This window comes from Ensifer adhaerens (assembly GCF_002007205.1).
In the GTDB taxonomy this organism is placed as follows: Bacteria; Pseudomonadota; Alphaproteobacteria; order Rhizobiales; family Rhizobiaceae; genus Ensifer; species Ensifer adhaerens_D.
In genome coordinates this window covers 120206-146845 of the sequence record NZ_LAZS01000006.1, presented here as the reverse complement: position 1 = coordinate 146845, position 26640 = coordinate 120206, and the positions used below count along the sequence as shown (strand labels likewise).

The following is a 26640-nucleotide window of genomic DNA, read 5'->3' as shown; positions in this document are numbered from 1 at the left end:
GTCACTCGAATTCGAGGACAAAACTGCTGGTGCTGTCGAGCGGCCCCATATCGTCCCAGGTTGTGACCCGCAAAGATCTCACGTCGGCCTTACCTTCCCGATGGGCATAGTACATGCCGACGTCGTCGCCCCTCTTGTCTTCGTTCGGCATGTTGGCGAACCACTTCGAATAGACCATCGGTTCACCATCGTCCCAGCTCCAGCCGCCGCGCGGTTCTTTTCCCTGAGGCGCCTGAACGAGGCCGATCCATGGACCCATCTTGTAGCTGACGGTGCCGCGCGGATCGTAGCCGGTGTTGAAGAAGCTCTCGTCCGAATTGAAGAGCGAGGCGACGAATTCGTTCTCCGCGTCCGACGTGATCGCCGCCAGATGTGCGCCGCAGAGCTTCGTCCAGAATTGTGCCGTGGAGGCCTGAACGTAAACGGGGGACTGGACAGCGACATAGAGATGGCCCTGAAACATGCCATAAACCATGTGGTAGTGCGGCAGGCAGCCGACCGCCTTCAAAACACGTTCATCGGTTTCCAGCCCTTTCAGGTCGTCGATGTTGTACTCGCGGGGTTTGGCGGCGCTGTAGATGCCGTCGATGCTTTGCGAAAAGCTGATGCCGAGTGATTTGGCGGTGTGCTCGCCGACGAAACCGCTGATTGGTTGCCGGTTCTGGCTCTGGTAGAGCCGGATGGCAGCACGGGTCTGTTCGCCAAAGACGCCGTCGGCCGCGCCGATCTCAAGCCCTTTTGCTGAAAGTGCCAACTGCACGTTCCTGCGCGCGTCCTTGCCGGGCAGCAATCGATCTTCGATTGCCTGCGCTGTTGTGCTTTGACTGCGGGAAACCGGCTCCATCTGCGCCAGCATCTGTCGTCCGAGCTGAGCATATTCGCCTGTTCGATGTTTTTCGACGAAGAAGCGCCAGATGCGCGCGGTGCCGACCCTCAGCGCTTTCTTGAAGTCCTTTTCCGCTACAAGGGCCTCTGGGTCGATCGCCGGTACTGCAACGGCGGGCTGGACCGCTTCAGTCTGCGGTGCTGCTGTTTCCGGCCCGAAATAGAACTCCAGCGACAGGGAGGACAGGATCTGTGGCTGCTGTTTACCCTGTGTTTCCTTGCGCACGTCGCGAACGACGCGCTTGAAGGCGGTGCCGACTTCCAGGCCGGCGCCCGAGAGATTGGCGATCAGCGCGCGGGTAAAGGGCGAATGCCCGTCGGTGCCGTCGGCCGCCACTTGCCCGGGCGCCGCTGCGAAGGCAACGAGCGTGCCGCCGCCCTGCGTCTCGATCGGCGCCAGCCCTCTTGTCGCCGCACCACGGGTGGCCCCTTCCACTTCGCGCGTCAGCCGCTCGGCGAGCGGATTGTTGCGGCAGGCATCGAGGAAGACCATGGATATCCGCGCACGTTTCTCCAGCGCGCCGATGATCTCCGACAGCGCCACGGTCTCGGCCGGCACGTCGAACTCGCTTTCGAGCCTTGCATCGGTACCGACGAGGAAATTCTCTCCATGCAACTGCATGCCGTGTCCGGCATAGTAGAACAGGGCGGTATCGTCAGGGCGGATCTTTCGGGAAAAGGTTGAGAGTGCGGCGGCAAGGCCCTTCCGGTCGGCATTGAGCAGCAGGTCCGTTTCAAATCCTTGATCCTTAAGGAAAGCGTCGAAGGCTTCGGCATCGCGTGCTGCGTTCGGCAGAGCGCCGGCCGCGCTGTAGTTCGACATGCCGACGATAAGCGCCAATCGCTTTCCGCTTCCTTCAGCCAGCGCGCTGTCTGCGGCACACAAGGTCGCCAGCACCGACAAGGCAGACAGGATGAGAGACAGCAGACATGCGCGCCATTTCATGACCATCTCCGGGGCGAGGCCTCCAAGACTGAAACGGATTGCTGACGGGTTGCCCGTGAAGCTGCCACGTCGCGCATTTATATTAGGTAATTATCATTTAACCTGCAATCGGGCCATCCGGCCATCGAAAGCCCGCAATACCGGCATCCGGCGATGCCATGGCGAGCTGCATCGGTGCCCTTGGCGGAAAATTTGCCAGTATGTTGCCCTGTTACATAATATGATGCGCTGCAGCATAAATCTTCGCCGGGTGCATTTTCAGCCTGAAGCATATACTGTAAATCGTCATCATAGACTGTTTCTGGGTGGAGAGCAGGCATGACGAAATGGGTTTATACCTTCGGTGGGGGCAAGGCCGAGGGACGTGCGGGTGATCGCGAGCGCCTGGGTGGCAAGGGCGCCAACCTTGCCGAAATGTGCAACCTCGGCTTGCCGGTGCCGCCCGGCCTGACGATCATCACCGACGCCTGCAACAGTTTCTTCGACAATGACAGGCAGATGCCGGATGGCCTTCGCGACCAGGTGCGCGAGGGCATCAACCGGATGGAGGAGGTTACGGGTCGCATCTTCGGCGACACGAACCGCCCGCTGCTGTTGTCCGTGCGCTCCGGTGCCCGTGCCTCGATGCCGGGCATGATGGACACGGTCCTGAACCTTGGCCTCAACGACCAGTCCGTGCATGCGCTCGGCCATGACGCCGGCGACGCGCGCTTTGCCTGGGACAGCTACCGCCGCTTCATCCAGATGTATGGCGATGTCGTCATGGGCGTCGACCACGACGTCTTCGAGGAGATCCTGGAAGACGAAAAGGCGCGCCTCGGCCATGAGCAGGACACCGAGCTTTCGGCGGTGGAGTGGCAGAGCGTCATTGCCCGCTACAAGGAGGCGATCGAGGAGGCGCTTGGTGAACCCTTTCCGCAGGACCCGGAAGTGCAGCTTTGGGGCGCGATCGGCGCCGTGTTCTCCAGCTGGATGAACCCGCGGGCGATCACCTATCGCCACCTGCATGCCATCCCCGCCGCCTGGGGAACCGCCGTCAATGTCCAGGCGATGGTCTTCGGCAATCTCGGTAATTCCTCGGCAACCGGCGTTGCCTTCACCCGCAACCCTTCGACCGGCGAGAACGAGCTCTACGGCGAGTTTCTGGTGAACGCGCAGGGCGAGGACGTCGTTGCCGGCATCCGCACGCCACAGAACATTACGGAAGCCGCGCGCCTTGCGTCAGGCTCGGAAAAGCCGTCTCTCGAAAAGCTGATGCCGGAGGCCTTCACTGAGTTTCGCTCGATCTGCGATACGCTGGAGCGCCACTATCGCGACATGCAGGATCTCGAATTCACCATCGAGCGTGGCACGCTCTGGATGCTGCAGACGCGCTCGGGCAAGCGCACCGCGAAGGCCGCGCTGAAGATCGCCGTCGATATGGCGGAGGAGAGTTTGATCTCCGAGCAGGAGGCCGTCGCCCGCATCGATCCCGCCTCGCTCGACCAGTTGCTGCACCCGACCATCGATCCGCATGCGCGCCGCGACATCATCGGCTCCGGCCTGCCGGCCTCGCCGGGGGCGGCGACAGGCGAGATCGTCTTTACCTCGGAGGAAGCTGTGCAGGCCGACAAGGAAGGCCGCAAGGTCATCCTCGTGCGCGTCGAGACCAGCCCGGAAGACATTCACGGCATGCACGCTGCCGAAGGCATTCTGACGACCCGTGGCGGCATGACCAGTCACGCGGCCGTCGTTGCCCGTGGCATGGGCACCCCTTGCGTTTCCGGCGCCGGCAGCATTCGTGTCGACCTTCGCAACGAACTGCTGACCGCCGGCGGCGTAACGCTCAGGAAGGGCGACGTCATCACCGTCGACGGTTCGTCCGGCCAGGTGCTGAAGGGCGCGATCGCCATGCTGCAGCCGGAGCTTTCCGGCGACTTCGGCAAGATCATGGCCTGGGCAGATGCCACGCGCCGCATGACCGTCCGGACCAACGCCGAAACACCGGCGGACGCGCGCGCCGCGCGCTCCTTCGGCGCCGAAGGCATCGGCCTTTGCCGTACCGAGCACATGTTCTTCGAGGACGACCGCATCAACGTCATGCGCGAGATGATCCTCGCCGACGACGAGGAAGGTCGCCGTTCGGCGCTCGCCAAGCTCTTGCCGATGCAGCGCTCGGATTTCGCCGAGCTGTTCTCGATCATGCACGGCCTGCCGGTGACGATCCGCCTGCTCGACCCGCCGCTGCACGAGTTCCTGCCGAAGACGGACGAGGAAATCGCCGACGTCGCCGGTGCACTCTCGCTCGACCCGTCGGAACTGCGCCAGCGCGTCGATGAACTGCACGAGTTCAACCCGATGCTCGGCCACCGCGGCTGCCGGCTGGCGATCTCCTATCCCGAGATCGCCGAGATGCAGGCGCGCGCGATCTTCGAGGCGGCTGTTGAAGCGGCTCACGAGACCGGAGCAGCCGTCGTTCCCGAGATCATGGTGCCGCTTGTCGGCCTCAAGGCGGAACTCGACTACGTCAAGGCGCGCATCGATGCGGTCGCCAAGGAGGTGATCGGCGAGGCAGGCATCGGCATCGACTATCTCGTCGGCACGATGATCGAGCTGCCGCGCGCGGCACTGCGCGCAGGCGTGATCGCCGAAGCGGCCGACTTCTTCTCCTTCGGCACCAACGACCTGACGCAGACGACCTTCGGCATCTCGCGCGACGACGCGTCGCAATTCCTCGCGACCTACCAGCAGAAGGGCATCATCGAGCAGGATCCCTTCGTCTCGCTCGATTTCGACGGCGTCGGCGAGCTGATCCAGATCGCCGCCGAGCGCGGTCGTCGGACCAAGAACGGCCTGAAGCTCGGCATCTGCGGCGAGCACGGCGGCGACCCGGCTTCGATCCGTTTCTGCGAGGACGCGGGCCTCGACTACGTCTCCTGTTCGCCCTTCCGCGTGCCGATCGCCCGGCTTGCCGCCGCGCAAGCCGCGATCAACGGCAAGGGGTGACGTCCTATGGCCAGCGCCGCTCGCGCGGCGTTGGCTTCGTCATGGGTAATTGCTTCACCTGGCCTGAACGATCACCGGTCGCGAGACGATGACCGGCCGGTCCCAGCCCCACATCATCATGTCGTTCTGGTAGCGGAAGGCGCGCGATTCAGCGCGGCGGTCGAGTTCGATCCGCTGCAGGCATGTGGCAAACGCATCGGTGCCGCGGCGGAAACCGTAGGAGGCGCAGGTGTTGCCGTCGGCGATGCGCCGTTCCTCCGGCGTCATTGTCTGGCACGCGGTCAAGAGAAGCGCGGCTGCGATAAGGATGGACAGTCGGGTTGTCATGGTTCTCGCGCCTCCTGGGCGCAACCGGGTCGTGTAAAGCCGTGCCGGCGGGTGTCTCGCCGTGAGCAATCGAGTGGCACGCCGCTCAACGCCTCGAATCACAATCAATATAGGGACTTGTATCTAGAAGCGAAATGAACGGCGGCAATTGTGTGTCAGGCTCCGGTTGTACACCAGGGCATCCGCTGCTGGCCGCCGACGTGTCGGGGCTGGTCGATCAGGACGAGCTTCACCGCCGATGGCAGTCTCGCCAAGCCCACGGGGAACGGTTCTAGTTTTACCGGTGCAGGCCCGTCGCGTTACATGCGTTCGAGCACGCCGACAAAGGATTCGGCGAAGCGTTCGAGGTCGCGCGTAGTGTCGCTCGGATGCTCGATACGGACGGCTCTGCCCTGTTCGTCGAGGCACGCAAACAGGATCGAGGCGTCGCCCTCCACATCACCCAAACGCAGAACGGCAATGCTCAGGCAGTCTTCGATCAGATCCGAGGCTGGCAGGGCAAACAGGAACTCGCCACCGGCCTTGTCCGCGACGGTGTGAACGAAGCTCGTGAAATCGGCATTGTTGCCGGAGAAACCGTCGAGGGAGAGTTCGAGCTCGATGAGCCCCATGGGGATGCCGCCGTCTCCTGCAGGAAGGACAGAGGGGGTGGCGATGGCCACGGCTGCCTGCGATGCGCCCATGTCGGTTCTCCGTCGATTGCCGAGCGCCCTTGCCTGATGTCGCGCGCTGGCCGTTGCCTCCGATTGAAACGCCGCGTGCCATCGAATCCCGGGCGCGCGGGCACATTCCCATGTGTTGATAGGTGGTTAACGAGAATGGCGATTTTGCGGCAAAGCTTGAGGGGGGAGCCCGGGCGCGGTGTCGGACTGCTGCATTGCCTGTTTCCTCGGCACGGGGCATGGTCTAAGAATGCGGTCTGTTTCGCGGCAGGGAATTGATTCAACTACATGATGGTCCGGTACGAGCGCCCCTATTCCTATGCCGCCCACTGGGCGCGCCGCTTCGCTCGCGTCTCCTTCCTGCTCTTCGCGCTATCGCTGCTGGCGCACCGCTTCGGCCCGCTGACGACGCCGCATTTCCTTGCTCTTGTTGGCCTGGCCGGCCTCTTTGCCGTCTCGGGCGTTCTGCTTGCCGTCGTCGGACTGGCGCGCCTGTGGAAGGTTGCTGCGATTGGTGGTCTCGCCTCGGCCGCAGCCCTCGTCTATGCCGCGCCGGCGCTTGGCTTCATCGGCTACGGCGTCGTGCAGTATCTCACTCGCCCGGAGATCTACGATGTCAGCACGGATACCGTGACGCCGCCGCCGTGGCTCAAGGTGCCGCAGGCGGAAGAGAGCTGGCTGAAGCGCAAGGCGGCGGTGACGCCTCAGGATCGCGAAGCGCAGATCCTCGCCTATCCGGCCCTGACCGGCCGGCGTTACGATGGCGCGCTTGACCGCGTCTATCAGGGGGTGCGCAACGTCATCGAGCAGAACCGTGTCGGCATTACGGAAGAGCTCGGCGTCGAGAATGCCCGCGCCGATCTCGAGGATCTGGCGGTTCGGCCGAATGCGGGCGCGGACACGAATGCCGAACCGGAAAATGTACCCGTTCCGGCGGCGCGCCCGGAGATGGCTCTCGAAGGCGCGATTGCAGGGCGCCGCGCCAGCGATGTCGTGCTGCAGGGCGAGTGGCGCACGCTGATCGCGGGTTTTCGTTTCGATGTATTGATCCGGCTGCGCGAAGAGGCGGAGACCACCTTCGTCGACCTGCGCGTCGCCTCGCGTTACGGGCCTCATGATCTCGGCATGGGCGCCGCCTTCGCCGATCAATTCCTGCGGGCGCTCGATGCCGAGCTGTTGGGTATTGCCGGCGATTGATCCTGTCTGCGGTCAGCCGATGAAGCGCCCACGCTCCTCAGGCGTCGGCACCATGCAGCTCTGGCGGCGGCCGGCGATGCGGTAGCGGTTTCTCGCCACGAGGTCATAGAGCGGGTCGCGAAGGGCAGCAGGCAGGATCCGGCATATGTTCACGAGCGACCAGGGCAGGCCCAGCCGTGCTAGCGTCCGGATCGACCCGTCGGATTTGAAGCGGGCGACGCCATTCTCGATCAGGATGTTGCTTTCGAAGCTGACGGTATTAAGCCCGTAGTGCCGGTAGAGCGCCTGGCCAAGCGGCGACTGTGCCGTGAGGTAGCGATATTGCGCCTGGCGGTCATGGCGAAGCAGGAAGCGCACCCAGCCGGAGCAGAAGATGCATTCGCCGTCGAAGACGATCACCGGCTTGTCGTCGGCAAAGGCGGGCACCGAAGCATCGTTGCGATAGCAGTAGGCCTCGCGCCGCATGATCAGCCGGCTCCGCCGGGCGCCAGCCGATAGGCGCCGAGAAGCGAGGGCGGTCCATCGGTCTCGACCCGCCCCTGCTCGATCAGGTCTTCGAGATGGGCGAGCACCGAAAGTGCCGCCGCCCCATGCAGCCGGACGTCAGTCGAGGCATAGATGACCTTGACCATCTCGGGAATCCTGATGTCGCCGGCGCGGATGCGTTCGAGCACCGCGCGCTCGCGCATCTTGCGATGAGCGCGCAAGCCCCGCAAAAACGCGGCGGGCTCGCTCACCGGCCCGCCGTGGCCGGGCAGGTAGAGACGGTCGTCGCGGGAAAGCAGCTTTTCGAGCGAGGCCATGTAATCGGCCATGGCGCCATCAGGCGGCGCGACGATCGTCGTCGCCCAGGCCATGACATGGTCTGCGGAAAAGAGAATACCGGTGCCGTCGAGCGCGAAGGCCATGTGGTTGGCGGTATGGCCGGGCGTGGCAAGCCCCGTCAGGCTCCAGCCGTCGCCCTCGATTCGCGCGCCGTCGGCAAGCACGAGATCGGGGGCGAACTCCATGTCCGAACTCTCGGCGAACGGATTGCTCTCGCCCGCATGCAAGGGGCGGGCTGAGCGGTGCGGGCCTTCGCCGACGATCACCGCGCCGGTCGCCGCCTTCAGCCGGCGTGCAAGCGGCGAGTGGTCGCGATGCGTATGGCTGACGGCGATATGGGTGACCTCGCGACCCTCGAGCGTCGTCATCAACGCCCGGAAATGCGCCTCGTCATCGGGGCCGGGATCGATGACGGCAACGGAACGGTTTCCGACGATGTAGCTGTTCGTGCCGTGAAAGGTGAAGGGACCGGGATTGTTGACCGTGATGCGCTGCACTTCGTCGGCAACCGTCACGGCCTCGCCATGGGCCGGCTTGAAATCGAGATCGAAGTCCGGGCCCTGCATGCGTCTCTTCCTGGATTTCACTTGTATTCGATCTCGATGAACGACATCGGCTCGGCTCCGGCATTGACGACATTGTGCGCCACGCCCGCCTCACGGCGATAGGCGGCTCCTTTGGCGATATCGACCCGGCGGCTGCCGGCTTCCTCTTCGAGCAGGAACTGGCAGTCGGTCATCGGCACGACCACATAGCCGAGCCCGTGCACATGGTGACCGGTGTCGGCGCCGGGCTCGAAATCCCAACGGGTGATCCTGACGACCGCATCGTCGACGAGGACGCTTGGAACTGCGGGGGGACGCGCGCGAAACTGGCTCATGACATTCTCCATCTGCCGGGACAATAGGAGGTGCGGTCAGCGAAGGGAAGGGCGCAAACGCGGCTCGCGCTGCGGCGTGTAAAGCGCGTTTTGCACACGGCGCCAACAAATCCGCCGAAATTTCAACTTAGTGCCAACTTAGTGATTGTGACGGGCGGCGAGCTTTGATAATCAGGCGCTCGATTTGGTGGACGCATCGTCCCGCCACATCCGTTGGGGCGTCGCCAAGCGGTAAGGCACCGGTTTTTGGTACCGGCATTCCCAGGTTCGAATCCTGGCGCCCCAGCCACACTTCTCCAAACATTCGACCGGGCGAGCGCGCATGCGCCGGATATGCATGCGCTCTTGTCAAGTCACGCTGCAACTGACACGCTAGTTGCGTTGATTCCAACTTGTGCGAGGGAGAAGATGGCTCACAAATTCGAGATCTACAAAGACAAGGCTGGCGAGTTCCGTGTTCGCTTCAAGTACAACAGCGAAGTGATGTTCTCGACCGAGGGCTACAAGACCAAGGCCAGCGCGCAGAACGCCATCGACTCGATCAAGAAGAACGGTCCCGACGCGCCCGTCGAGGACAACAGCGCCGGCTGAGTTCGACGCCATTTCGCTAGAAAAAGCCCGCCGATTTTCACCGGCGGGTTTTTTGTTGCTGAAGCTTAGCCCGCGGCCACGGCCGGCTTGGTCTGAGCCGGGGCGCCGAGGAACTCTTCGCACCAGCTCGGGCCTTCGGCGCGCTTGCGGTCGCCGGCAATGTGGATCGAGCGGATGACGTAGTCGGACGAGACGGTAAGCTGCACCGCGCAGCTCAGATACTCGGTGCGCGCCGACGAAATGCGCTTGCCGCGCTTGCCGTCCTTGGTGGTTTCGTATTGCGCTGGGATCTTGCGGGTCTTGTAGCCGCCCTTCCAGCTATAGACCGTGGAACTGCCGCTTTCGACGTCGGAGATCGGCGGACCGTACTGGGCGAAGAAGCCGCCGGCCGGCTGGCCGAGCCAACGCGCCTCGACCGCGTTCCTGGAAATCCCCGTTCCGGTCGTCGTGCAGCCGGCGAGCACGAGCGCGAGGCCCGCCACCGTCATCATGCGGAAGTTCATGTTTCTGTCCCTTTGGCTCTCGTTCTGAAATAGGCATGGTGCGGAAGCCCGTATCCCCTGGTTTTCCGCGCTTTCCGTTGAGCCTCTAGCGCCAAAAGAGACGAAAGGAAATCCACGCCGCGGCTCCTGTTTCAGGAAAATATGAAGCGTTGCAGAAAGTCCCTATCGCACGGTCCTGCGGGCATCGGGGGGGCGCAGGCAAAGCGCAACTCCGGCATGAGTTTTCCACCGTCACAAATTTTTTGAAGAAGGCGCAATGTTTTTCGAGCTAGGCGCTTGTGAAATCAAAATGCCTGTTCTATAGAGGCGCCGCTGGTCACGGAGTGTAGCGCAGTCTGGTAGCGCACCACGTTCGGGACGTGGGGGTCGCAAGTTCGAATCTTGCCACTCCGACCAGCCAAATCAATCCCTTAGCTGATCTTTCCCGTTGTTCACGGCGCCCAAGCGCCGGACCGGTAGCTGCTGTTCTCGCCGCCGCGCGGCGCGCCAATCGTTGCCACCCTGGCGCTTCTCCTTAGCCGTTCGTCGCCACTTCGAAGCCATTGGTCGAAAACCCGTGCACCCACGCCTGCCGCGACCTGTCGGCGCGCGGGCGAAGCCTCTAGGTTCCCGTCATTCGATCAACGACGAGGAACGGGAATGTCGATCAAGCATCTCTCCATTGCGGCGGTTCTGCTTGTGGCCGGCCATTCGGTGGCGGCGGCGCAGAGTTGCGAGAAGAATTTCAAGGCGACGGGCGTGCCGCTGGTGACGCCGGTTTTCTTCAAGACCTGGCAGGAGTTTCCGAAGCTGAAACCCGAGACCGCGTTGCAGCGGATGGCGCGCGGGGTGGCGGCCGAAGGGTTTTCGGGCATCGAGATCAACAAGTCGCTCGGCACGATCGAGGCCTACCAGGATACGGCCGGTTCCGGGCGCCTGCAGACCTTACGCGTCGTTGCCCGCAAGCGCGGCTCAGGCACGCGGGTGGATGCGATGTTCGATATCCAGGTCGGGCAGGTGGCCACCAAGCAGGTGGTGCAGGAAGGGCTCTGCAACATCATCCGCTCCGCGACCGAATAGGTGCTGCGCACGGGTTGTTTCTACAAGATTTGCGCGATCTTCTGCGGAGAAACAACCAGTATCTGTAGTGCCCACTTGACGCAGGCGCATGGTGTGCGAATTCATTGGCCATGAACAATCGCACACCAGCGCATTCGCGCGTCTTCGGGTAAGAGATGGCCTATTAATTTTACTGATCCTGCTGTCGCATATTGCGCGACACCGTGAGCGTGACCTTCGCTTGGCGAGGCACCGCTATTCCAAGTCTTGGCAAATCGAGAAAGCTCCCGGCGATATCCGGTCGAGCAGGGCCTTGCTTTGGCCAGGACATTGCATGCGGCCCCTTTGGGACGGCGTTGCATTGCTGGACATGACATTAAGATGATTGTTGCATGCTCGATTGACAGGCGCTTCGCGGAGCTCGCGGGTGTCATGCTTTACTCCCTCGAAGAAAATGGCGGCATACCGGATGCCCAGCTTGTTATCCTGACCGACGGATTGCTGGCTTCCGACAAGGACATGCTGCAGGCCTGTGCAAAGCGAAAGCTGCATTTCATTGATATTGAAGGTGATCTCCTCAGCAAGATTTCCAAACTGAGGACGACGAGCTACTGGAGCCGCGCCACTTACGCGCGCCTGTATCTGCCGGAGCTGATCGCTGACCGACATTGTCGCATGCTCTATTTGGACGCCGACACGCTGATCAGGAAAAGCCTCGCGCCCCTGTTCGACTTGGCGCTCGATGGCAAGGCGGTTGCGGCGGTTCCCTATGACGATCCGGCGCGTTTCAACCCGCCGCTTGCTCGAGCAGCGAGTACGCCTTACTTCAATGCGGGAGTCCTGCTTGTCGATATCGATGCGTGGAACGCACAGGATTACACCGCCCGGATCAACAAACTGCTTCAGAGTCGTTCATTCGATTTCTTGGATCAGGACGTTTTGAATCTCGCGACCGAAGGGAACTTCTTTCATCTCGCCGGCTGCTGGAATGCGCAGAAGGGATGGGAAGACTATTCCGAAGCTTCCATCGTGCACTTCACGCATGCCAAGCCGAACACGAAAGAATGCGAGCACCCGGAGAAGGCGACGTATCTGGAGTACCGGAAGCAAACACCCTGGCGCTCGGCGCGACTGATCACGAAGCGCGATCGGCGCATTCGGACTCTGCTCCGTTCGATCAGAAGGAAGTGGCAGTGGTTCGCGGCTTTCGCCCGCTAGCTGCGCATGATGGAGCCGTGTGGGCTCAAGCACTTTAACGTTGCTGCTGACCATATGGTCGGTCAGCCTTGCTTCTCCAGGCCCTTCAGCACGGATTGCGCGCTGGCCTGCGCTTCCAGCATCGACGTGAAATTGCCCTGGGCAGGATAGGTGACGCCGCGAAACTTGATGACGAAGCACCATCTGCCGTTCTGGCGTTTCTCGACCGACACGCTTGTTTCCGGTTTCTTGTCCGAGGTCATCTTCATCTCCTTGAGCCGCTGCGCTCGCGATGCACGACCTGCCTGATATCCGCAGGAGATGGTCTCTGTCCATATGCGTCGCGTTTATGTCGGTCGCCACGGCTCCGTCGACATAAAGTTGCGATCTCCGGCGGTTTTTTGTTTGAAGCGTGTTGAAGCCATACGCCGTCGGGCCTAGACAGCCGCCATCATGCCAAGGAGTACCATTTTGAAGGCTGTCGCATCGTTTTCCCAGTTCGTCGGACGCACATTCGCGCTCTGGGTCATTCTATTCGCCGTTCTCGGCTTCGTTTTCCCTGATGTTTTCAAGCAGATCACGCCCTACATTGTCACGCTTCTCGGCATCATCATGTTCGGCATGGGCCTCACGATTTCGCCTGACGATTTCAAGGAGGTCGCCAAGCGCCCGTTCGAGGTTGGTATCGGCGTTGTCTCCCAGTTTCTGATCATGCCGCTGCTCGCGGTTCTGCTGACCGCCGTCATTCCGATGTCGCCAGAAGTGGCCGCCGGCGTCATCCTCGTCGGTTGCTGCCCCGGTGGCACGTCGAGCAATGTGATGACCTATCTTTCCAAGGGCGATGTCGCGCTTTCGGTCGCCTGCACCAGCGTCACCACGTTGCTCGCGCCGATCGTCACCCCGTTCCTGGTATGGACGTTTGCAAGCCAGTATCTGCCGGTCGATGCGATGGCGATGTTCATGAGCATCGTCAAGGTCGTGCTCCTGCCGCTGGCGCTGGGCTTTCTCTTCCAGAAACTGCTGCCTGGTCTGGTCAAGGCGTCGGTGCCGGCTTTGCCGCTGGTCAGCGTCACCGGCATCGTGCTGATCGTTGCCGCCGTCGTCGGCGCAAGCAAGGGAGCAATTGCAAGCTCCGGACTGCTGATCTTCGCCGTCGTTGTCCTGCACAATGGTCTCGGCTATCTGCTCGGCTTCTTCGCCGCCAAGGCGGCCGGCCTGTCGCTCGCCAAGCGCAAGGCCATTGCCATTGAAGTCGGCATGCAGAACAGTGGTCTGGGTGCTGCGCTCGCCAATGCCTATTTCTCGCCCGTGGCTGCGGTCCCGAGCGCGATCTTCAGCGTCTGGCACAACATTTCCGGTGCGCTGCTTGCCAACTATTTCGCGAGCCGCACGGAGGAAGACAATGCCGATCCCGTGGTCAGCACCCGCTGATCACGTTGCCCGCGATGAGTAGCAGGAGAGGGCTCGCAAGGGCCCTTTTTATATGCCGGGCCAGGATGGCTGCTTGGTCAGGCGGACTGTCCCACAACGTCCAGAAACGGTGAAACAGCCCTATCGATCCTCATGATCGACGCGCCAACTTACGAATGCGCGGACGGATGAAAAGGCGCGATCCGTACGATTTCGGGTCAGGGTGAAGCGATTGCCTGTCTTGTCCCGTTTTGGGACGGTGAATGGCTCCGCGGCGTCGGATGCCGACAGCGATGTGCCGTTTTATTGTTCACATTGAAACGACGTGTTCACCGATTGGCGTCTTATCAGCGTGAACAATCGGCGCGATATTTCCATCAACACTTGTTCATGCCCAAAGAGGCTCAGATGTTGAAGGAACCGATTTTCACCTTTCGCGAGATCGCCATATGGTCCGCCATCCTCGGCAGCGTTGTCGGCTATCAGCTGTGGCAGCATGCCGATCCCGCGCCGCTGACAATGGTTATGCCTGCGATCGAACAGCAGCTGTAGCGATGATCATGCCGGCTGGGTCTACTCCTCCGGCATGCCGTTGCGGCGGGCCGCCTGCAGCAGTTCGATCTCGCCAGCGGCCGGACCGAACTGGTCTTGCAGCCGCTCGGCTTCTTCCGTGTCGAGCCGGTATCTCCACGCAAATGTCTCGATCGATACCGTGCGACCGCGAATGCCTTGCCGCCTCGCGTCCTCGCCTTGAAGTTCCGATTTCATGGTGCTTCTCCCATGTGGCAGGGAGATAGTGCAACGCGCCCTTCTGGAAAGGCATCTGCCGCGATCGTGGCTGGACCTCAGTCGCCGCAAGCAAATGAAAAGGGGCCGTTCTGGCCCCTTTCTGCGGTGTGTATCTGTCGTTCAACCGTCGATATCGTCGATGATCTCGATGGCCTTTCCGGCACTCACGCGGCGGACCTCGGCTTCCTCGCGGCGGCCGGCGAAAAGCTCCGTCGCCATCAGCTTGTCGGCAAGATCGGCCGGCAGCGAGAGGATGACACGGGCGTCCTCGGTGTGGATGCCCCCGAGCGCCGAGCGCTTGGCCGTGATCATGCCGCCGGCCACCGTGTTGTTGGTGTCCGGGTCGATCAGGATGAAGGCGCCGGTGGTCCGGTTCTGCTCGTAGGTGTCGAAGATCGCCTGTTCGTCGAAGGCGAGATGCACCTTGCCGATCGCGTTCATTGGCAGTTGGTCGGCCTGGTTCCACTTGCCGGTCTTGAGATCGAGCTGGCTTGCCGGCTGCACCTGGACGCGCTGGCGGCGGCTGCCGCTCTTCAGCCAGTAGCGCTTGCCGGGCTGGATGCCTTCCGCCTGCAGCGCGACGAGCTGCGCGTCGAAGGAAAGACCCGTCAGCGGCTGGCTGTCGATCGCCACGATCATGTCGCCGCGCGACACGTCCACCTGACGGTCGAGCACGAGCGTGATCGCGTCGCCGGCGACCGCCGCGTTGCGCACGAGGTCGAAGGTGACGATCTTGGTGACGTTGGCAACCATGCCCGAGGGCAGGATCACGACGCTGTCACCGGGCTTCACCGAGCCGCCGGCAACCGTACCCTGGTAGCCGCGGAAGCTCTCGCCCGGACGCGAGACGCGCTGCACCGGCAGGCGGAAGCCCACCGTCTGGGCCGAACGGGTGGTTGCCAGTTCCAAGACCTCGATCAAGGTCGGGCCGTCATACCAGGGCATGGAGGCGCTGCCGTCATAGACGACGTTTTCGCCCTTCAGCGCCGAAACCGGGATGGCCGTGACCTGGCGCACGCCGAGCGACAGCGCCAATTCCCTGAACTCGTGGCTGATTTCCTCAAAACGGGCGCGGTCGTAGTCGGTGAGGTCGATCTTGTTGACGGCGAGCACGAACTGCTTGATGCCCATCAGCGTCGCGATCGTCGCGTGCCGGCGGGTCTGTTCCAAAAGGCCGACACGCGCATCGACCAAGAGCACGGCGAGATCGGCGGTCGAAGCGCCGGTCGCCATGTTGCGGGTATATTGCTCATGGCCGGGGGTGTCGGCGACGATGAAGGAGCGCTTGTCGGTCGAGAAATAGCGATAGGCGACGTCGATGGTGATGCCCTGTTCGCGCTCGGCCTGCAGGCCGTCGAGCAGCAATGCGAAATCGGGCAGGCCGAGATCGTTCTGCTTGCCACTGGAATCACGCTGTAGGGTCGCTGCCTGGTCTTCCTTGACCGCCTTGGTATCCCAGAGCAGGCGGCCGATCAGCGTCGACTTGCCGTCGTCGACCGAGCCGCAGGTGATCAGGCGAAGCGGACGACTGTCACGGGTGGCGCGCGCCGGCTCCTGCGCCGGAAAAGCCAGAACCTCGCCGGCAGCAACGTGCTCGACGGCATTCGCGGTTGCGGGTGCGGTCATCAGAAATATCCTTCGCGTTTCTTCTTTTCCATCGAGCCGGACTGGTCACGGTCGATGGCGCGGCCCTGGCGTTCGGATACGGTCGCGGTTTCGAGTTCGGAGATGATGTCGTCGAGCGTCGTCGCGTTCGAGCGGATGGCGCCGGTCAGCGGGAAGCAGCCGAGCGTGCGGAAGCGGATGACTTCCTCGCGCTTGGTTTCGCCCGGTAGCAGTTCGAGGCGCGGATCTTCGGCGAGGATCATCATGCCGTCGCGTTCGACGATCGGGCGCTTCTCAGCAAAGTAGAGCGGCACGATCGGAATCTCTTCGGCCTGGATGTAGCGCCAGATGTCGACCTCGGTCCAGTTGGAGAGCGGGAAGGCGCGCACGCTCTCGCCCTTGCGGATCATGCCGTTATAGACGTTCCAGAGTTCCGGGCGCTGGTTGCGCGGATCCCAACGGTGGTCGGGCGTGCGGAAGGAGTAGATGCGCTCCTTGGCGCGGCTCGCCTCCTCGTCGCGGCGCGCGCCACCGAAGGCCGCGTCGAACTGGCCGGCGTCGAGCGCCTGGCGCAGGGCTTCGGTCTTCATGATGTCGGTATAGAGCGCCGAGCCGTGGGTGAAGGGCGTGACGTTCTCGGCCGCACCGCGCGGATTGACGTGCTCGATCAGGTCGAGGTCGTAGCGCTCGACGATCTCGTTGCGAAACGCGATCATCTCGGCGAACTTCCAGCCGGTGTTGACGTGCAGCAGCGGGAAGGGCACGCGGCCGGGATAGAAGGCCTTGCGGGCGAGGTGCAGGAGCACCGAGGAATCCTTGCCGATCGAATAGAGCATGACCGGGCGTTCGAACTCGGCCGCCACTTCGCGGAAGATGTGGATCGCCTCGTTTTCCAGCGCCTTCAGGTGCGGATCGAGCGGCGGTTTGGCGCTCTGCGGATTGTGCAGTTCCGTTTCCGGAAGGTTATGGGGCATTTCAGTCTCCGGGAGGATTTGTCTTCGGATGAGCGCGCCAGCCTCAGGCGGCGCTGCTCGAATTCGGGATGATGGAACTGGCGGCAGCTTCCGGAACGTGCAGACCACATTCGCGCTTCTCGTCGTTCTCCCACCACCAGCGGCCGGCGCGCTCCGGCTCGCCGGGCTTGATCGCGCGAGTGCAGGGCTCGCAACCGATCGAGGGGTAGCCGCGGGCGTGCAGCGGATTGACCGGAACGGCATGGGCAGCGACGAAGCTGTTGATGGTCTCGATGTCCCAATCCACCAGCGGGTTGACCTTGATCAGCCCGCGTTCCAGATCGGCCTCAGCGAAAGGGGTCGATGCGCGGTTTCCAGACTGGCCGCGGCGCAGGCCGGTAACCCAGAAGGTTGCCCCTTCGAGCGCGCGCGCAAGCGGCTTCAGCTTGCGCACGTCGCAACAGGCATGACGGGCTTCGACGCTCTCGTAGAAACCGTTGAGACCGTAACGCGCCGCATAGGCGTCGATGTCGGCCTGTTCCGGATGGTAGCGCTTGATCAGGATGCCGAAGGCTTCTTCCGTCTTGTCGATGAGGGCGGCGGTTTCATTGAACAGGCGGCCGGTCTGGAGCGTGACGACATCGACGGCAAGCTTGTTCTTGCCGATGGCGGCGGTGATCACCTGGTCCTCGATGCCGAGCGAGGTCGTGAAGACTGCTCGCCCTTCAAGGCTTACGACGAGCGCCAGCCGCCCGGCGAGATCCAGGCTTTCGAGCTTCTCGTTCAGAGCCTTGGCGGTGGTTTCGAGGAGTGACGTGGTCATGGCTGCGTCCTGTTCCAACTTGGTCGGAATATCGCAGCCCAACAGGTCAATGGACAGAAATAGCGGTTTCTAATGCTGTTTGTTTGGAGCAAATCTGCCTCTCAGATCGAAAAGCAGCGAAAAACCGAATATAAGCTAGTAATTTACTAGATTTAATACTGTATTGCCTGCTGCAGGTAGGCCGTAAAAAGCTGGAGGCGCGAAACAAGGTTCGCGCCTCCTTGGTCTACGTCTGATCGGTCAGAACTCCGCCCAGCCGTCCTCCTGTGGCCGAGCGCCGCCGCGATAGGCGCCGGCGAGCTTGCGGGTCAAGGCCCGTGCGGGCGAGGGGGATGTACTTTCCGTGGCGCCACTTGCCACGAGGCGTGGCGCTGCCAAAGAGCCATTGCCGGTCTTGAAGCGTATGAGGAGGTCGTTGAGCGCGCCGGCCTCGCGGGCAAGGCTGTGGCTGGCGGCGGTCGATTGCTCCACCATGGCTGCGTTCTGTTGCGTGCCTTGGTCGATCGCGTTCACGGCGGTGTTGATCTGCTGGATGCCGGCCGCCTGCTCGCGGGCGCTTTCGACGATGGCGGTGACGTGGCTGCTGATCTCCTTGACCTCGATGATGATGCTCTCAAGCGCCGTGCCGGTCTCGCGCACCAGCGCAACGCCGGATTTCACCTGCTGCCCGGAGGTGGCGATCAGCACCTTGATCTCCTTGGCGGCTTGCGCCGAGCGCTGGGCAAGCTCGCGCACCTCCTGGGCAACGACGGCAAAACCCTTGCCGGCCTCACCGGCGCGGGCCGCCTCGACGCCGGCGTTGAGCGCCAAGAGGTTCGTCTGGAAGGCGATGTCGTCGATCACGCCTATGATGCTGGAGATCTCCCGCGACGAGGCTTCGATGCCGCTCATGGCGGTGACGGCATTGCCGACGATTTCGCCGGATTTCTCGGCAGCACCTCGGGTGCGGGTGACGAGCGTGCCGGCCTCTTCCGCCCGCCGGCTGGCATCGGCGACGGTGGTGGCGATCTGGTCGAGCGCGGCTGCGGTCTCCTCGACCGAGGCGGCCTGCTGTTCCGTGCGCTTGGAAAGATCGCCCGCCGCCGAGCGGATTTCGCTGGCGCCGGCATTGATGCTGCGGGCGTTCTCGCCGACCGAGCGAAGCGCCTCTTCGAGATTGGTGACGGAGCTGTTGAAATTGGTACGCAGGGCGTCGAGCCGGTCGGCGAGCGGCTGCTCGATCCGGAAGGTGAGGTCACCCTCTGCCAGCCGGTCGAGGCCAAATCCGAGCGCACTGACCGCCGCCTGGACCTCGGCCGCCTCTTTCGCCTTCTGCGCTTCGCGTTGTTCGCGCTCCCGTTCGGAAAGCGAACGGCCGGCTTCCGCCTCCTGCTCCAGCCGCTGGCGCTCCAGCGCGTTGTCGCGGAAGATGGCGACCGCACTCGCCATTTGGCCGATTTCATCCCGGCGGCCCTCGCCGAAAATGACGGCCTTGAGATTGCCGGCGGCAAGCTGGCGCATGGCCTCGCGCAGTTTCGTCAGGGGACGCAGCAGGCCGGCGATCACGAACCAGACGGTCGCTCCAAGCATGATCAGGGCGAAGCCGGCGATCACGGTTTGCCAAAGCGTAAGGCTCGCTTTCTCTGCCTTGGCGGCCTCGAGTTCGTTATTGGCTTCGGAAAGCTGCAGCTTGATCAGTTCGCTGATGGGTGCGGCGAGAGGATCGACGGAGGGGTAGAGCTTGCCGTCGGCGAAACGCTCGAGCTCAGGCTTGTCCTCGCGCTCCATGATCTCGACGAGGCTGCGGATCGAGGCGTCGCTGGCGACGCGCGCCTTGTCGAACGTTTCGGCGAGCTCCTTTTCCCGGGGTGTGAGCCGTGTCGCCTCATAGGTGCGCCATTGCATATCGATGGTGGCAAGGGCGGTGTCGATCGCCTGCTTGCCTGCCGCCCAGTCGAGAGCGCCGCTTCTGACCTTGTGGGTCGTGTCGACGATCTCGACGGCGTACATGTCGGACACCGTTTTCAGATGATCGACGGGCAGCAGGCGATCCGCGACGATCGATTCCGTCCGCTTGGAGATTGAGGTCATCGCATTGAAGGCCGTGGCGATCATGACCAGCATGGCGACGGCGAGCAGGGACAAACACACGAGCAGACGTGCTTTGATTGTCATGAATAACGCTCCTCGGTTGCCCGCAAGGCAAAATCATCCTCGGCCGATGGCCGCGGACACGCCGCAAGGGCATCGGTAAGCAAGCTCGCCTTGGCAGGGGAGTGATGTCGATGATGGGATGGAGCACGCGATCTCACGCGGCGAAACTGCCGTCATGGCACATTCGCCCAGCGTTCACTCCGTCTCATCTAGACATAACAATCGGAGATTAAGAATGGCTAAATTTTAAGCTGTTGATTAAAGTTCGCGCAACCCACGGTCATGGCAACCACAGGCGGTGTCCGGGTGCGATGCTCAAGAAGTGTTGAAGACCGCGTCCTTTCGCAATCCGCTCTTCGGGTTCAAGCTGCCACCTCTCCGAAACAGGCGAAGGAGCAGGCAGATGTTGAATGCCATTTCACGCCCTGGCGTTGTCGCAATCATCCTGACGGGGCTACTGGTCACCGGCGCCTATGCCCATCACGGATGGTCCTGGGCCGAGGCCGACCAGATCGAGCTCAAAGGCATCATCCGCGAAATCTCGATGGCGCCGCCGCACCCGACCCTTGAAGTGGAATCGACCACGGATGGGATGTGGCACGTCGAGCTCGGCAATCCCCGCCAGACCGAACGTTCAGGCTTCGTGGAGGGTTCGGCCAAGGCCGGCGACGAGATCACCGTTCTCGGCAACCGCTCGCTCGACCCGAACGAAAAGCGCATGAAGGCGGTGCGCATCACGGTCGCCGGCAAGACCTATGACATCTATCCGGAACGCATCCGGGCTGGTGGATGAGCGGCGCGGAACTCGTCGAATGGATTGCCGGCTGGCCGGTAGCGGCGTTGCTCAGGCGCTCGGCGCTCCTCTATCTCGTGGTCAATGCGGCGCATATTCTCGCGATTGGCCTGCTCATCGGCGCGATCGTGCCGCTTGATCTGAGGCTGCTCGGGCTCGTCGGTCAGGCGCCCGTCGACGTGCTCGGTCCGTTTCTGGCGCGGGCGGCTGCGATCGGCCTGGCGATGGCGATCGTCACCGGCCTTTGCCTCTTCAGCGTCAGGCCGGCGGCCTATCTCGCCAATCCTGCCTTCCTGACCAAGCTGGTGCTGCTGGCGCTGGGCACCTTGAACGCGATGTCGGTGCGCCTGAGTACGGCCTGGTTGGCGGCCGCCACCAGTGGCGTGGTGGACCAGCGCCTGCGCGTGCAGGCGCTGGCTTCCTTGACCATATGGCTCGGCGCAGTGCTGGCCGGTCGCTGGATCGGCTTCGTGGGCTAAGGACGCCGGCTTACCGGTCGCTGACCTGCCAGCGCGGGTTGATCCAGGGCTCCTGGTTGGAACGCGCCAGCGGCTGCTTGCCGAGGATATGGTCGGCCGCCTTTTCGCCGGTCATGATCGACGGGCTGTTCAGGTTGCCGTAGGTCACGTGCGGGAAGATCGAGCTGTCGGCGACACGAAGCCCGTCGACGCCGATGACGCGGGTCTCCGGATCGACCACCGCCATCGGGTCGTCCTTGGCGCCCATCCGGCAGGTGCCGCAGGGGTGATAGGCGCTTTCCAGATGTTCACGCAGGAAGGCATCGATGTCGTCGTCCGACTGTACTTTCTCTCCCGGCTGGATCTCCGGGCCGCGATAGTGGTCGAAGGCTTTCTGGCCGAAGATCTCGCGGGTGAGGCGCACGCAGTGACGGAACTTCTCCCAGTCCTCCGGATGGCTCATATAGTTGAAACGGATCACCGGGTCGGCCATCGGGTCGGAAGAGCGCAGCGTGACGTTACCGCGCGACTTCGAGAGATTGTAGCCGACATGCACCTGGAAGCCGTGGGTGTTGGCCGCGGCCTTGCCGTCGTAGCTGATCGCCACCGGCAGGAAGTGATACTGGATATCAGGCTGCTTGACGCCGGGCGCCGAGCGCAGGAAGGCGCAGGCCTCGAACTGGTTGGAAATGCCAAGGCCCTTCTTGAAGAACAGCCATTGCGCGCCGGCAACGCCCTGCCAGAACCACGGCAGCCAGGAATAGAGCGACACCGGCTTGGTCGAGACCTGCTGGAAATAGAACTCCATGTGGTCCTGCAGGTTCGCCCCGACGCCCGGCCGGTCGGCCTTCACCTCGATGCCCATGTCCTTCAGGTGTTCACCCGGGCCGATACCCGAAAGCATCAAAAGTTTCGGCGAATTGAACGAGGAAGCCGAGACGACGACCTCGCGGTTTGCCTTGACGATCTCGATCTTTCCGCCGCGCTCGATCTCGACGCCGGTCGCCCTACCGTTCTCGATGATGATGCGGCGGGCGAAGCAGCGCACCAGCGAAACGTTCTGGCGCTTCATCGCCGGCTTCAGGTAGGCATTCGCCGCCGACCAGCGCCGGCCCTGCCAGACGGTCTGCTCCATCAGCCCGAAGCCTTCCTGCTTCGAACCGTTATAGTCGTCGGTCACCTCGAAGCCCGCTTGTTTGCCCGCCTCGATGAAGGCATGGAACAGCGGGTTGTGAACCGGGCCGCGCTTGACGTGCAGCGGCCCGTCAGTGCCGCGCCAGCCGGCTTCGCCGCCATCAGAATGTTCCATGCGCTTGAAATAGGGCAGCACGTCCGCATAGGCCCAGCCACGGGCGCCAAGCTCCTCCCAGCGGTTGAAGTCTTCCGCATGACCACGAACATAGACAAGACCGTTGATCGACGACGAGCCACCGATCACCTTGCCGCGCGGCGCGGTGATGCGCCGGTTGTTGAGGTTCGGCTCAGGCTCGGAGAGGTAGCCCCAATTGTAGCGCTTCATGCTCATCGGCCAGGCAAGCGCCGCCGGCATCTGGATGAAGGGTCCGGCATCCGTCCCGCCATATTCCAGCACCAGGACGGTGTTCTTGCCATCTTCCGAGAGCCGGTAGGCGAGCGCCGAACCGGCGGAGCCGGAGCCGATGATGATGTAATCTGCCTGCATAGACGTGGTCTTTCTTCTACCTAGCTGCCCTCGGCACGCCCCTCCTTCGCGGGTGAGGATGCGTCCCTCATCCGCACGGTGAGGGATCCGCCCCTCATCCGGCTGCCGCCACCTTCTCCCCGCATGCGGGGAGAAGGGATCTTGCCGCAACGTCCCGTTTCCTTCTGGCGTCTCCGTTGCGCTCAGCCTTCGCTCGGCGCAGCGGTCCTGCCACGTACCCTCTCCCCGCCTGCGGGGAGAGGGTTAGGGTGAGGGGCGGCCGCAACCCCCAATCTCAATACGGCGCCTGTACCGGCCCCATGCCGACATAGACGGTCTTCAGCTCGCTGTAGTGGTTGAGTGCTGCCACCGAATTCTCGCGGCCGAAGCCGGATTGCTTCGAGCCGCCAAAGGGGATCTCCACCGGGCAGAGATTGTAGGTGTTGATCCAGAGCGTGCCGGCTTCGAGCTGGTCGACCACCCGATGGGCGCGGGTGATGTCGGCGGTGAAGACGCCGGCCGAAAGGCCGAACTCGGTGGCGTTGGCGCGCTTGATCACCTCGGCCTCGTCATCGAAGTCGAGCACGCACATCACAGGACCGAAGATCTCCTCACGCGCGATCGTCATGCCGTCGGTGACGTCGGCAAAGACGGTCGGCTGGATGTACGTGCCTTCGCTGTTGACCGCATTCGGGATGCCGCCGCCGGTCAAGAGCCGCGCGCCTTCGGCCTTGCCCTTTTCGATGTAGGAAAAGACCTTGTCGCGCTGCGGCATCGAAACCATCGGCCCAAGCTGCGTCGCCTCGTCCATGGGGTCGCCGATTACGATCGCCTCGGTACGGGCCTTGAGCCGCGTCAGGAACTGTTCCTTGATGCCCTTCTGGACGAAGACGCGGGTGCCGTTGGAGCACACCTGGCCGGTCGAATAGAAATTGCCGAGCATCGCGCCGCCGATGGCGCTTTCGAGATCGGCGTCCTCGAAGACGATCAGCGGCGACTTGCCGCCGAGTTCCATGGTCACATGCTTGAGTTCGGCAGCCGCCGCACCCGCCACCTTCTTGCCCGTCAGCACCGAGCCGGTCAGCGACACTTTGGCGACGTCAGGATGATTGACGAGCAGCGGGCCGGTCGAACGATCGCCCTGGATGACGTTGTAGAGGCCCTTCGGCAGGCCGGCTTCGACCAGGATCTCGGCGATCTTTAAGGCACCGAGGGGTGTATTTTCCGAGGGCTTGAAGACCATGGCGTTGCCGGCGGCAAGCGCCGGTGCGCCCTTCCAGCAGGCAATCTGCTGCGGATAGTTCCAGGCGCCGATGCCGACGCAGACGCCGAGCGGCACGCGCTTGGTGTAGGCGAAGTCGCCACCGAGCGGGATGTAGTCGCCGTTAAGCGCCGTGGCGATGACGCCGCCGAAGAACTCGAAACTGTCGGCGCCCGAGGTCGGGTCGGCAACGATCGTCTCCTGGATCGGCTTGCCGGTGTCGAGCGTTTCGAGCTCGGAGAGCTCGCGGTTACGCTCGCGCATGATCTCGGCGGCGCGCTTCAGGATCCGGCCACGGGCCGTCGGGCTCATCGCCGCCCATTCCGGCTGGGCGCGCTTGGCCGCGGCAATCGCTTTCTCGACGATTGCCGGCGTTGCCGCGTGCAGCCGTGCGATCACTTCGCCGGTTGCCGGATAGATGCTCTCGATGACGGTGCCGGCGATGTCCTCGACATATTCGCCATCGATGAAGTGCGAGGCTTGCGGTTGGGCTTTCATCTCATTCTCCCCGCGGATAGCGTTTGGATTCCTCGAGATTGTCGAGGTTCATATGGTTGCGCATGTAGCGCTCGGATGCCTTCTGCAGCGGCTGGTGGTCCCATGGGTAGTAGGCGCCGTTCCTCAGCGCCTCGTAGACCACCCAGCGCCGCGCCTGGCTTTCGCGCACGGCTGCATCGAAGGCGTCCATGTCCCAATGGGCGGCGCACATGTCGCGGAACGCCTCGAGCGTCGCTGCCTGCGCCGGCGTTTCCGGATTGGCGGCAAGGTTCTTCAGTTCCAGCGGGTCTGCCTCGAGATCGTAGAGTTGGTCCGGGTCGAGCGCGCAGTGGATATATTTCCACTTGCCTTCGCGGATGGCGACGAGCGGCGCGTAGGAGGCTTCTGCCGCATATTCCATCAGCACCGGCTCCGAGCGTTCCTCGCCGTTGATCATGGGCACGAGGCTGATGCCGTCGGTCCAGGGTTTTATCTCATCCATCGAGATGCCGGCGAGATCGGCAAGGGTCGGCGTCACGTCGAGATTGGACGTCGGTGCCAGATGCAGGCCGGGTGTCACACCGGGTCCGGCGACCATCAGCGGTACGCGGGCAGAGCCCTCGAAGAAGTTCATCTTGAACCACAGGCCGCGCTCGCCGAGCATGTCACCATGATCCGAGCAGAAGAGGATCAGCGTGTCGTCGAGCATGCGGGTACGCGTCAGCGTGTCCATGAGTTCGCCGACCTTCTCGTCGAGATAGGAGATGTTGGCGAAATAGGCGCGGCGCGAGCGGCGGATATTGTCTTCCGTCAGGTCGAAATTGCCGTAGTCGCAGGAATGCATGATGCGCTTGGAATGCGGATCCTGCTGATCGTCCGGCAGCATGCCGACCTCGGGCAGCAGATGTTCGCAACCCTCGTAGAGATCCCAGAATTTCTTGCGCGCCACATAGGGGTCGTGCGGATGGGTGAAGGAGACGGTCAGGCACCAGGGACGGCGGTCGGCATCGTCGTTGTCGCGCGAAAGCTGGTAGAGTTTCTGGTTGGCGAGGAAGGCGACCTCGTCGTCATATTCCATCTGGTTGGTGATCTCGGCAACGCCGGCGCCGGTGACCGAGCCGAGATTGTGGTACCACCAGTCGATGCGCTCGCCGGGCTTGCGATAGTCGGGCGTCCAGCCGAAATCGGCGGGGTAGATGTCGGTCGTCAGCCGCTCCTCGAAGCCGTGTAGCTGGTCCGGTCCGACGAAGTGCATCTTGCCCGACAGCGCCGTGTAGTAGCCGGCGCGGCGCAGGTGATGCGCATAGGTCGGGATCGACGACTGATATTCGGCGGCATTGTCGTAGACGCGGGTGCGGCTTGGCAACTGCCCGGCCATGAACGAGGCGCGGGCAGGGGCGCAGAGCGGCGACGAGGTGTAATTGTTGCGGAAGCGGGCCGAACGGGCGGCGAGCGTCTTGAGGTTCGGCGCATGCAGGAACGCGGCCGGCCCGTCCGGAAAGAACTTTCCGTTCAACTGGTCGACCATGATGATCAGGATGTTCGGTCTTGCGGTCATGCGGCCGTTCCCTGGTACTTGAGGCGATCGATGTGCGAGGTGACGTAGTCTTCGGTGAGCGCGATTGAGGCTTCGATGCTGATCGGCGCGGAGCGCAGACTCTGGCGGATATAAAGTCCGTCGATCATCGCAGCAGCGCCTTCGGCGATGCGTTCCGCGTCATGGGTCGTGCAAAGCGCTTTCAGGCTTGCGAGAAGATTGGAGCGCAGGCGCCGCGCATAGACCACGAGCAGCCGTCGGACGTCCTCCGAACGCTGCGCTTCGGAGTAGAAGGCAAGCCACGCGGCGATCGTGTCGGGTGCGAACTGGCTTGCCTGGAAGGAAACGCGGATCAGCGCGCTCAGCCTTTCGCGCGGGCCTGCCACGGCGCGAAGCGCCGTCACCGTGTCGTCGCGCAGTTGCCGTAGAAGGCTGCGGATCGTCTCGATCAGCAATTGTTCCTTGCTGCCGAAATAGTGATGGGCAAGGGCAGGGGAGACGCCAGCCTGACGGGCAATCTCGGACATGGTAACGGAAAGCGTGCCCTGGTCGCCGATCACACGCAGCGCTGCGTCGACCAGCGCTTTGCGGCGCACCGGTTCCATCCCGACCTTCGGCATTGATCTCTCCCTTGACGATAATCAGTCTATTTTTGATTGACTCATCAATCAATAAAAATCTGCCCTCGTTTTTCCTTTCCTTTTG

The 26640-nt window shown here is 62.8% G+C and carries 26 protein-coding genes and 2 tRNA genes; 11 read left to right on the top strand and 17 right to left on the bottom strand.

Annotated elements, in window-relative coordinates; all coding sequences use genetic code 11:
* Nucleotide 1 precedes the first annotated feature (1 nt).
* Nucleotides 2-1831 carry a caspase family protein gene (locus tag XB14_RS13410; protein ID WP_179119587.1) on the bottom strand — a complete coding sequence of 610 codons (1830 nt, stop codon included), beginning with the start codon at nt 1829-1831 and terminating at the stop codon, nt 2-4.
* Between the two features lie 318 nt (nt 1832-2149).
* Between XB14_RS13410 and ppdK the strand changes: the two genes are divergently transcribed.
* Entirely contained in the window at nt 2150-4816 is a 2667-nt protein-coding gene (gene ppdK, locus XB14_RS13405; protein ID WP_077962113.1) for a pyruvate, phosphate dikinase, read from the top strand.
* Nucleotides 4817-4870: 54 nt separating this feature from the next.
* Here ppdK and XB14_RS13400 read toward each other — a convergent pair whose 3' ends face one another.
* Together XB14_RS13400 and XB14_RS13395 are read right to left on the bottom strand one after the other, a co-directional pair.
* The gene (locus tag XB14_RS13400) at nt 4871-5143 is read right to left on the bottom strand and encodes a hypothetical protein (RefSeq protein WP_077962112.1); all 273 of its coding nucleotides are present in this window, start codon (nt 5141-5143) and stop codon (nt 4871-4873) included.
* A gap of 299 nt (nt 5144-5442) precedes the next feature.
* Nucleotides 5443-5826, bottom strand: coding sequence for a hypothetical protein (locus XB14_RS13395; protein ID WP_077962111.1), 384 nt, complete (start codon nt 5824-5826; stop codon nt 5443-5445).
* Nucleotides 5827-6093: 267 nt separating this feature from the next.
* Here XB14_RS13395 and XB14_RS13390 point away from each other — a divergent pair, with 267 nt between their 5' ends.
* Complete coding sequence (locus XB14_RS13390; protein ID WP_077962110.1) at nt 6094-7002, top strand: DUF1499 domain-containing protein; 909 nt, start codon at nt 6094-6096, stop codon at nt 7000-7002.
* A 12-nt stretch (nt 7003-7014) separates the two neighbouring features.
* Here XB14_RS13390 and XB14_RS13385 read toward each other — a convergent pair whose 3' ends face one another.
* Genes XB14_RS13385 through XB14_RS13375 form a run of 3 tightly spaced genes read right to left on the bottom strand, consistent with a single transcriptional unit; the run spans nt 7015 to nt 8707 of the window.
* On the bottom strand, nt 7015-7467 hold the full coding sequence (locus XB14_RS13385) for a thiol-disulfide oxidoreductase DCC family protein (RefSeq protein WP_077962109.1): 453 nt from the start codon (nt 7465-7467) through the stop codon (nt 7015-7017).
* Between the two features lie 2 nt (nt 7468-7469).
* Nucleotides 7470-8393, bottom strand: a complete 924-nt coding sequence (locus XB14_RS13380; protein WP_077962108.1) for an MBL fold metallo-hydrolase — start codon at nt 8391-8393, stop codon at nt 7470-7472.
* A gap of 17 nt (nt 8394-8410) precedes the next feature.
* Entirely contained in the window at nt 8411-8707 is a 297-nt protein-coding gene (locus XB14_RS13375; RefSeq protein WP_077962107.1) for a cupin domain-containing protein, read from the bottom strand.
* 214 nt (nt 8708-8921) lie between these two features.
* On the opposite strand from XB14_RS13375, the gene XB14_RS13370 reads away from it, so the two are divergent.
* A tRNA-Gln gene (locus tag XB14_RS13370) sits at nt 8922-8996 on the top strand.
* A gap of 119 nt (nt 8997-9115) precedes the next feature.
* Complete coding sequence (locus XB14_RS13365) at nt 9116-9298, top strand: YegP family protein (RefSeq protein ID WP_034801332.1); 183 nt, start codon at nt 9116-9118, stop codon at nt 9296-9298.
* 65 nt (nt 9299-9363) lie between these two features.
* On the opposite strand, the gene XB14_RS13360 is transcribed toward XB14_RS13365, so the two are convergent.
* Entirely contained in the window at nt 9364-9801 is a 438-nt protein-coding gene (locus XB14_RS13360) for a hypothetical protein (RefSeq protein ID WP_077962106.1), read from the bottom strand.
* A gap of 319 nt (nt 9802-10120) precedes the next feature.
* Here XB14_RS13360 and XB14_RS13355 point away from each other — a divergent pair.
* From XB14_RS13355 to XB14_RS13345, 3 genes are all read left to right on the top strand, one after another.
* Nucleotides 10121-10197 (top strand) — tRNA-Pro (locus tag XB14_RS13355).
* 249 nt (nt 10198-10446) lie between these two features.
* Nucleotides 10447-10860 (top strand): hypothetical protein, encoded by a 414-nt coding sequence (locus XB14_RS13350; RefSeq protein ID WP_077962907.1) that lies wholly within the window; start codon nt 10447-10449, stop codon nt 10858-10860.
* 360 nt (nt 10861-11220) lie between these two features.
* Nucleotides 11221-12057: a glycosyltransferase family 8 protein gene (locus XB14_RS13345; protein ID WP_077962105.1), complete on the top strand. Its 837-nt coding sequence runs from the start codon at nt 11221-11223 to the stop codon at nt 12055-12057.
* Between the two features lie 62 nt (nt 12058-12119).
* On the opposite strand, the gene XB14_RS13340 is transcribed toward XB14_RS13345, so the two are convergent.
* Nucleotides 12120-12299 carry a hypothetical protein gene (locus tag XB14_RS13340; RefSeq protein ID WP_077962104.1) on the bottom strand — a complete coding sequence of 60 codons (180 nt, stop codon included), beginning with the start codon at nt 12297-12299 and terminating at the stop codon, nt 12120-12122.
* A gap of 208 nt (nt 12300-12507) precedes the next feature.
* Between XB14_RS13340 and XB14_RS13335 the strand changes: the two genes are divergently transcribed.
* Both XB14_RS13335 and XB14_RS33230 read left to right on the top strand, forming a co-directional pair.
* Entirely contained in the window at nt 12508-13467 is a 960-nt protein-coding gene (locus tag XB14_RS13335) for a bile acid:sodium symporter family protein (RefSeq protein WP_077962103.1), read from the top strand.
* 387 nt (nt 13468-13854) lie between these two features.
* Nucleotides 13855-13998: a hypothetical protein gene (locus XB14_RS33230; protein ID WP_179119586.1), complete on the top strand. Its 144-nt coding sequence runs from the start codon at nt 13855-13857 to the stop codon at nt 13996-13998.
* A gap of 21 nt (nt 13999-14019) precedes the next feature.
* On the opposite strand, the gene XB14_RS13330 is transcribed toward XB14_RS33230, so the two are convergent.
* The 5 genes from XB14_RS13330 to XB14_RS13310 form a co-directional block, all read right to left on the bottom strand.
* Complete coding sequence (locus XB14_RS13330; protein WP_077962102.1) at nt 14020-14214, bottom strand: hypothetical protein; 195 nt, start codon at nt 14212-14214, stop codon at nt 14020-14022.
* 141 nt (nt 14215-14355) lie between these two features.
* Entirely contained in the window at nt 14356-15861 is a 1506-nt protein-coding gene (gene cysN, locus XB14_RS13325) for a sulfate adenylyltransferase subunit CysN (protein WP_077962101.1), read from the bottom strand.
* Complete coding sequence (gene cysD, locus XB14_RS13320) at nt 15861-16814, bottom strand: sulfate adenylyltransferase subunit CysD (protein ID WP_077962100.1); 954 nt, start codon at nt 16812-16814, stop codon at nt 15861-15863. Before cysD ends, cysN begins: the two co-directional genes overlap by 1 nt.
* Before the next feature lie 43 nt (nt 16815-16857).
* Nucleotides 16858-17658, bottom strand: a complete 801-nt coding sequence (locus tag XB14_RS13315) for a phosphoadenylyl-sulfate reductase (protein ID WP_419178586.1) — start codon at nt 17656-17658, stop codon at nt 16858-16860.
* A gap of 198 nt (nt 17659-17856) precedes the next feature.
* Entirely contained in the window at nt 17857-19770 is a 1914-nt protein-coding gene (locus tag XB14_RS13310; RefSeq protein ID WP_077962098.1) for a HAMP domain-containing methyl-accepting chemotaxis protein, read from the bottom strand.
* 382 nt (nt 19771-20152) lie between these two features.
* Here XB14_RS13310 and XB14_RS13305 point away from each other — a divergent pair, with 382 nt between their 5' ends.
* Together XB14_RS13305 and XB14_RS13300 are read left to right on the top strand one after the other, a co-directional pair.
* Nucleotides 20153-20542, top strand: a complete 390-nt coding sequence (locus XB14_RS13305) for a DUF6152 family protein (protein ID WP_077962097.1) — start codon at nt 20153-20155, stop codon at nt 20540-20542.
* Nucleotides 20539-21021, top strand: a complete 483-nt coding sequence (locus tag XB14_RS13300) for a DUF6644 family protein (RefSeq protein ID WP_077962096.1) — start codon at nt 20539-20541, stop codon at nt 21019-21021. The genes XB14_RS13305 and XB14_RS13300 overlap by 4 nt, the downstream gene beginning before the upstream one ends.
* Before the next feature lie 10 nt (nt 21022-21031).
* Here the strand turns inward: XB14_RS13300 and betA are convergent, their stop codons facing one another.
* The 4 genes from betA to betI form a co-directional block, all read right to left on the bottom strand.
* A complete protein-coding gene (gene betA, locus XB14_RS13295) occupies nt 21032-22681 on the bottom strand; it encodes a choline dehydrogenase (protein WP_077962095.1) in 1650 nt (549 codons plus the stop codon).
* A 274-nt stretch (nt 22682-22955) separates the two neighbouring features.
* The gene (betB, locus tag XB14_RS13290) at nt 22956-24419 is read right to left on the bottom strand and encodes a betaine-aldehyde dehydrogenase (protein WP_077962094.1); all 1464 of its coding nucleotides are present in this window, start codon (nt 24417-24419) and stop codon (nt 22956-22958) included.
* Between the two features lies 1 nt (nt 24420).
* Nucleotides 24421-25956, bottom strand: coding sequence for a choline-sulfatase (gene betC, locus XB14_RS13285; RefSeq protein ID WP_077962093.1), 1536 nt, complete (start codon nt 25954-25956; stop codon nt 24421-24423).
* Nucleotides 25953-26555, bottom strand: coding sequence for a transcriptional regulator BetI (gene betI / locus XB14_RS13280; RefSeq protein WP_077962092.1), 603 nt, complete (start codon nt 26553-26555; stop codon nt 25953-25955). Before betI ends, betC begins: the two co-directional genes overlap by 4 nt.
* Nucleotides 26556-26640: the final 85 nt, after the last annotated feature.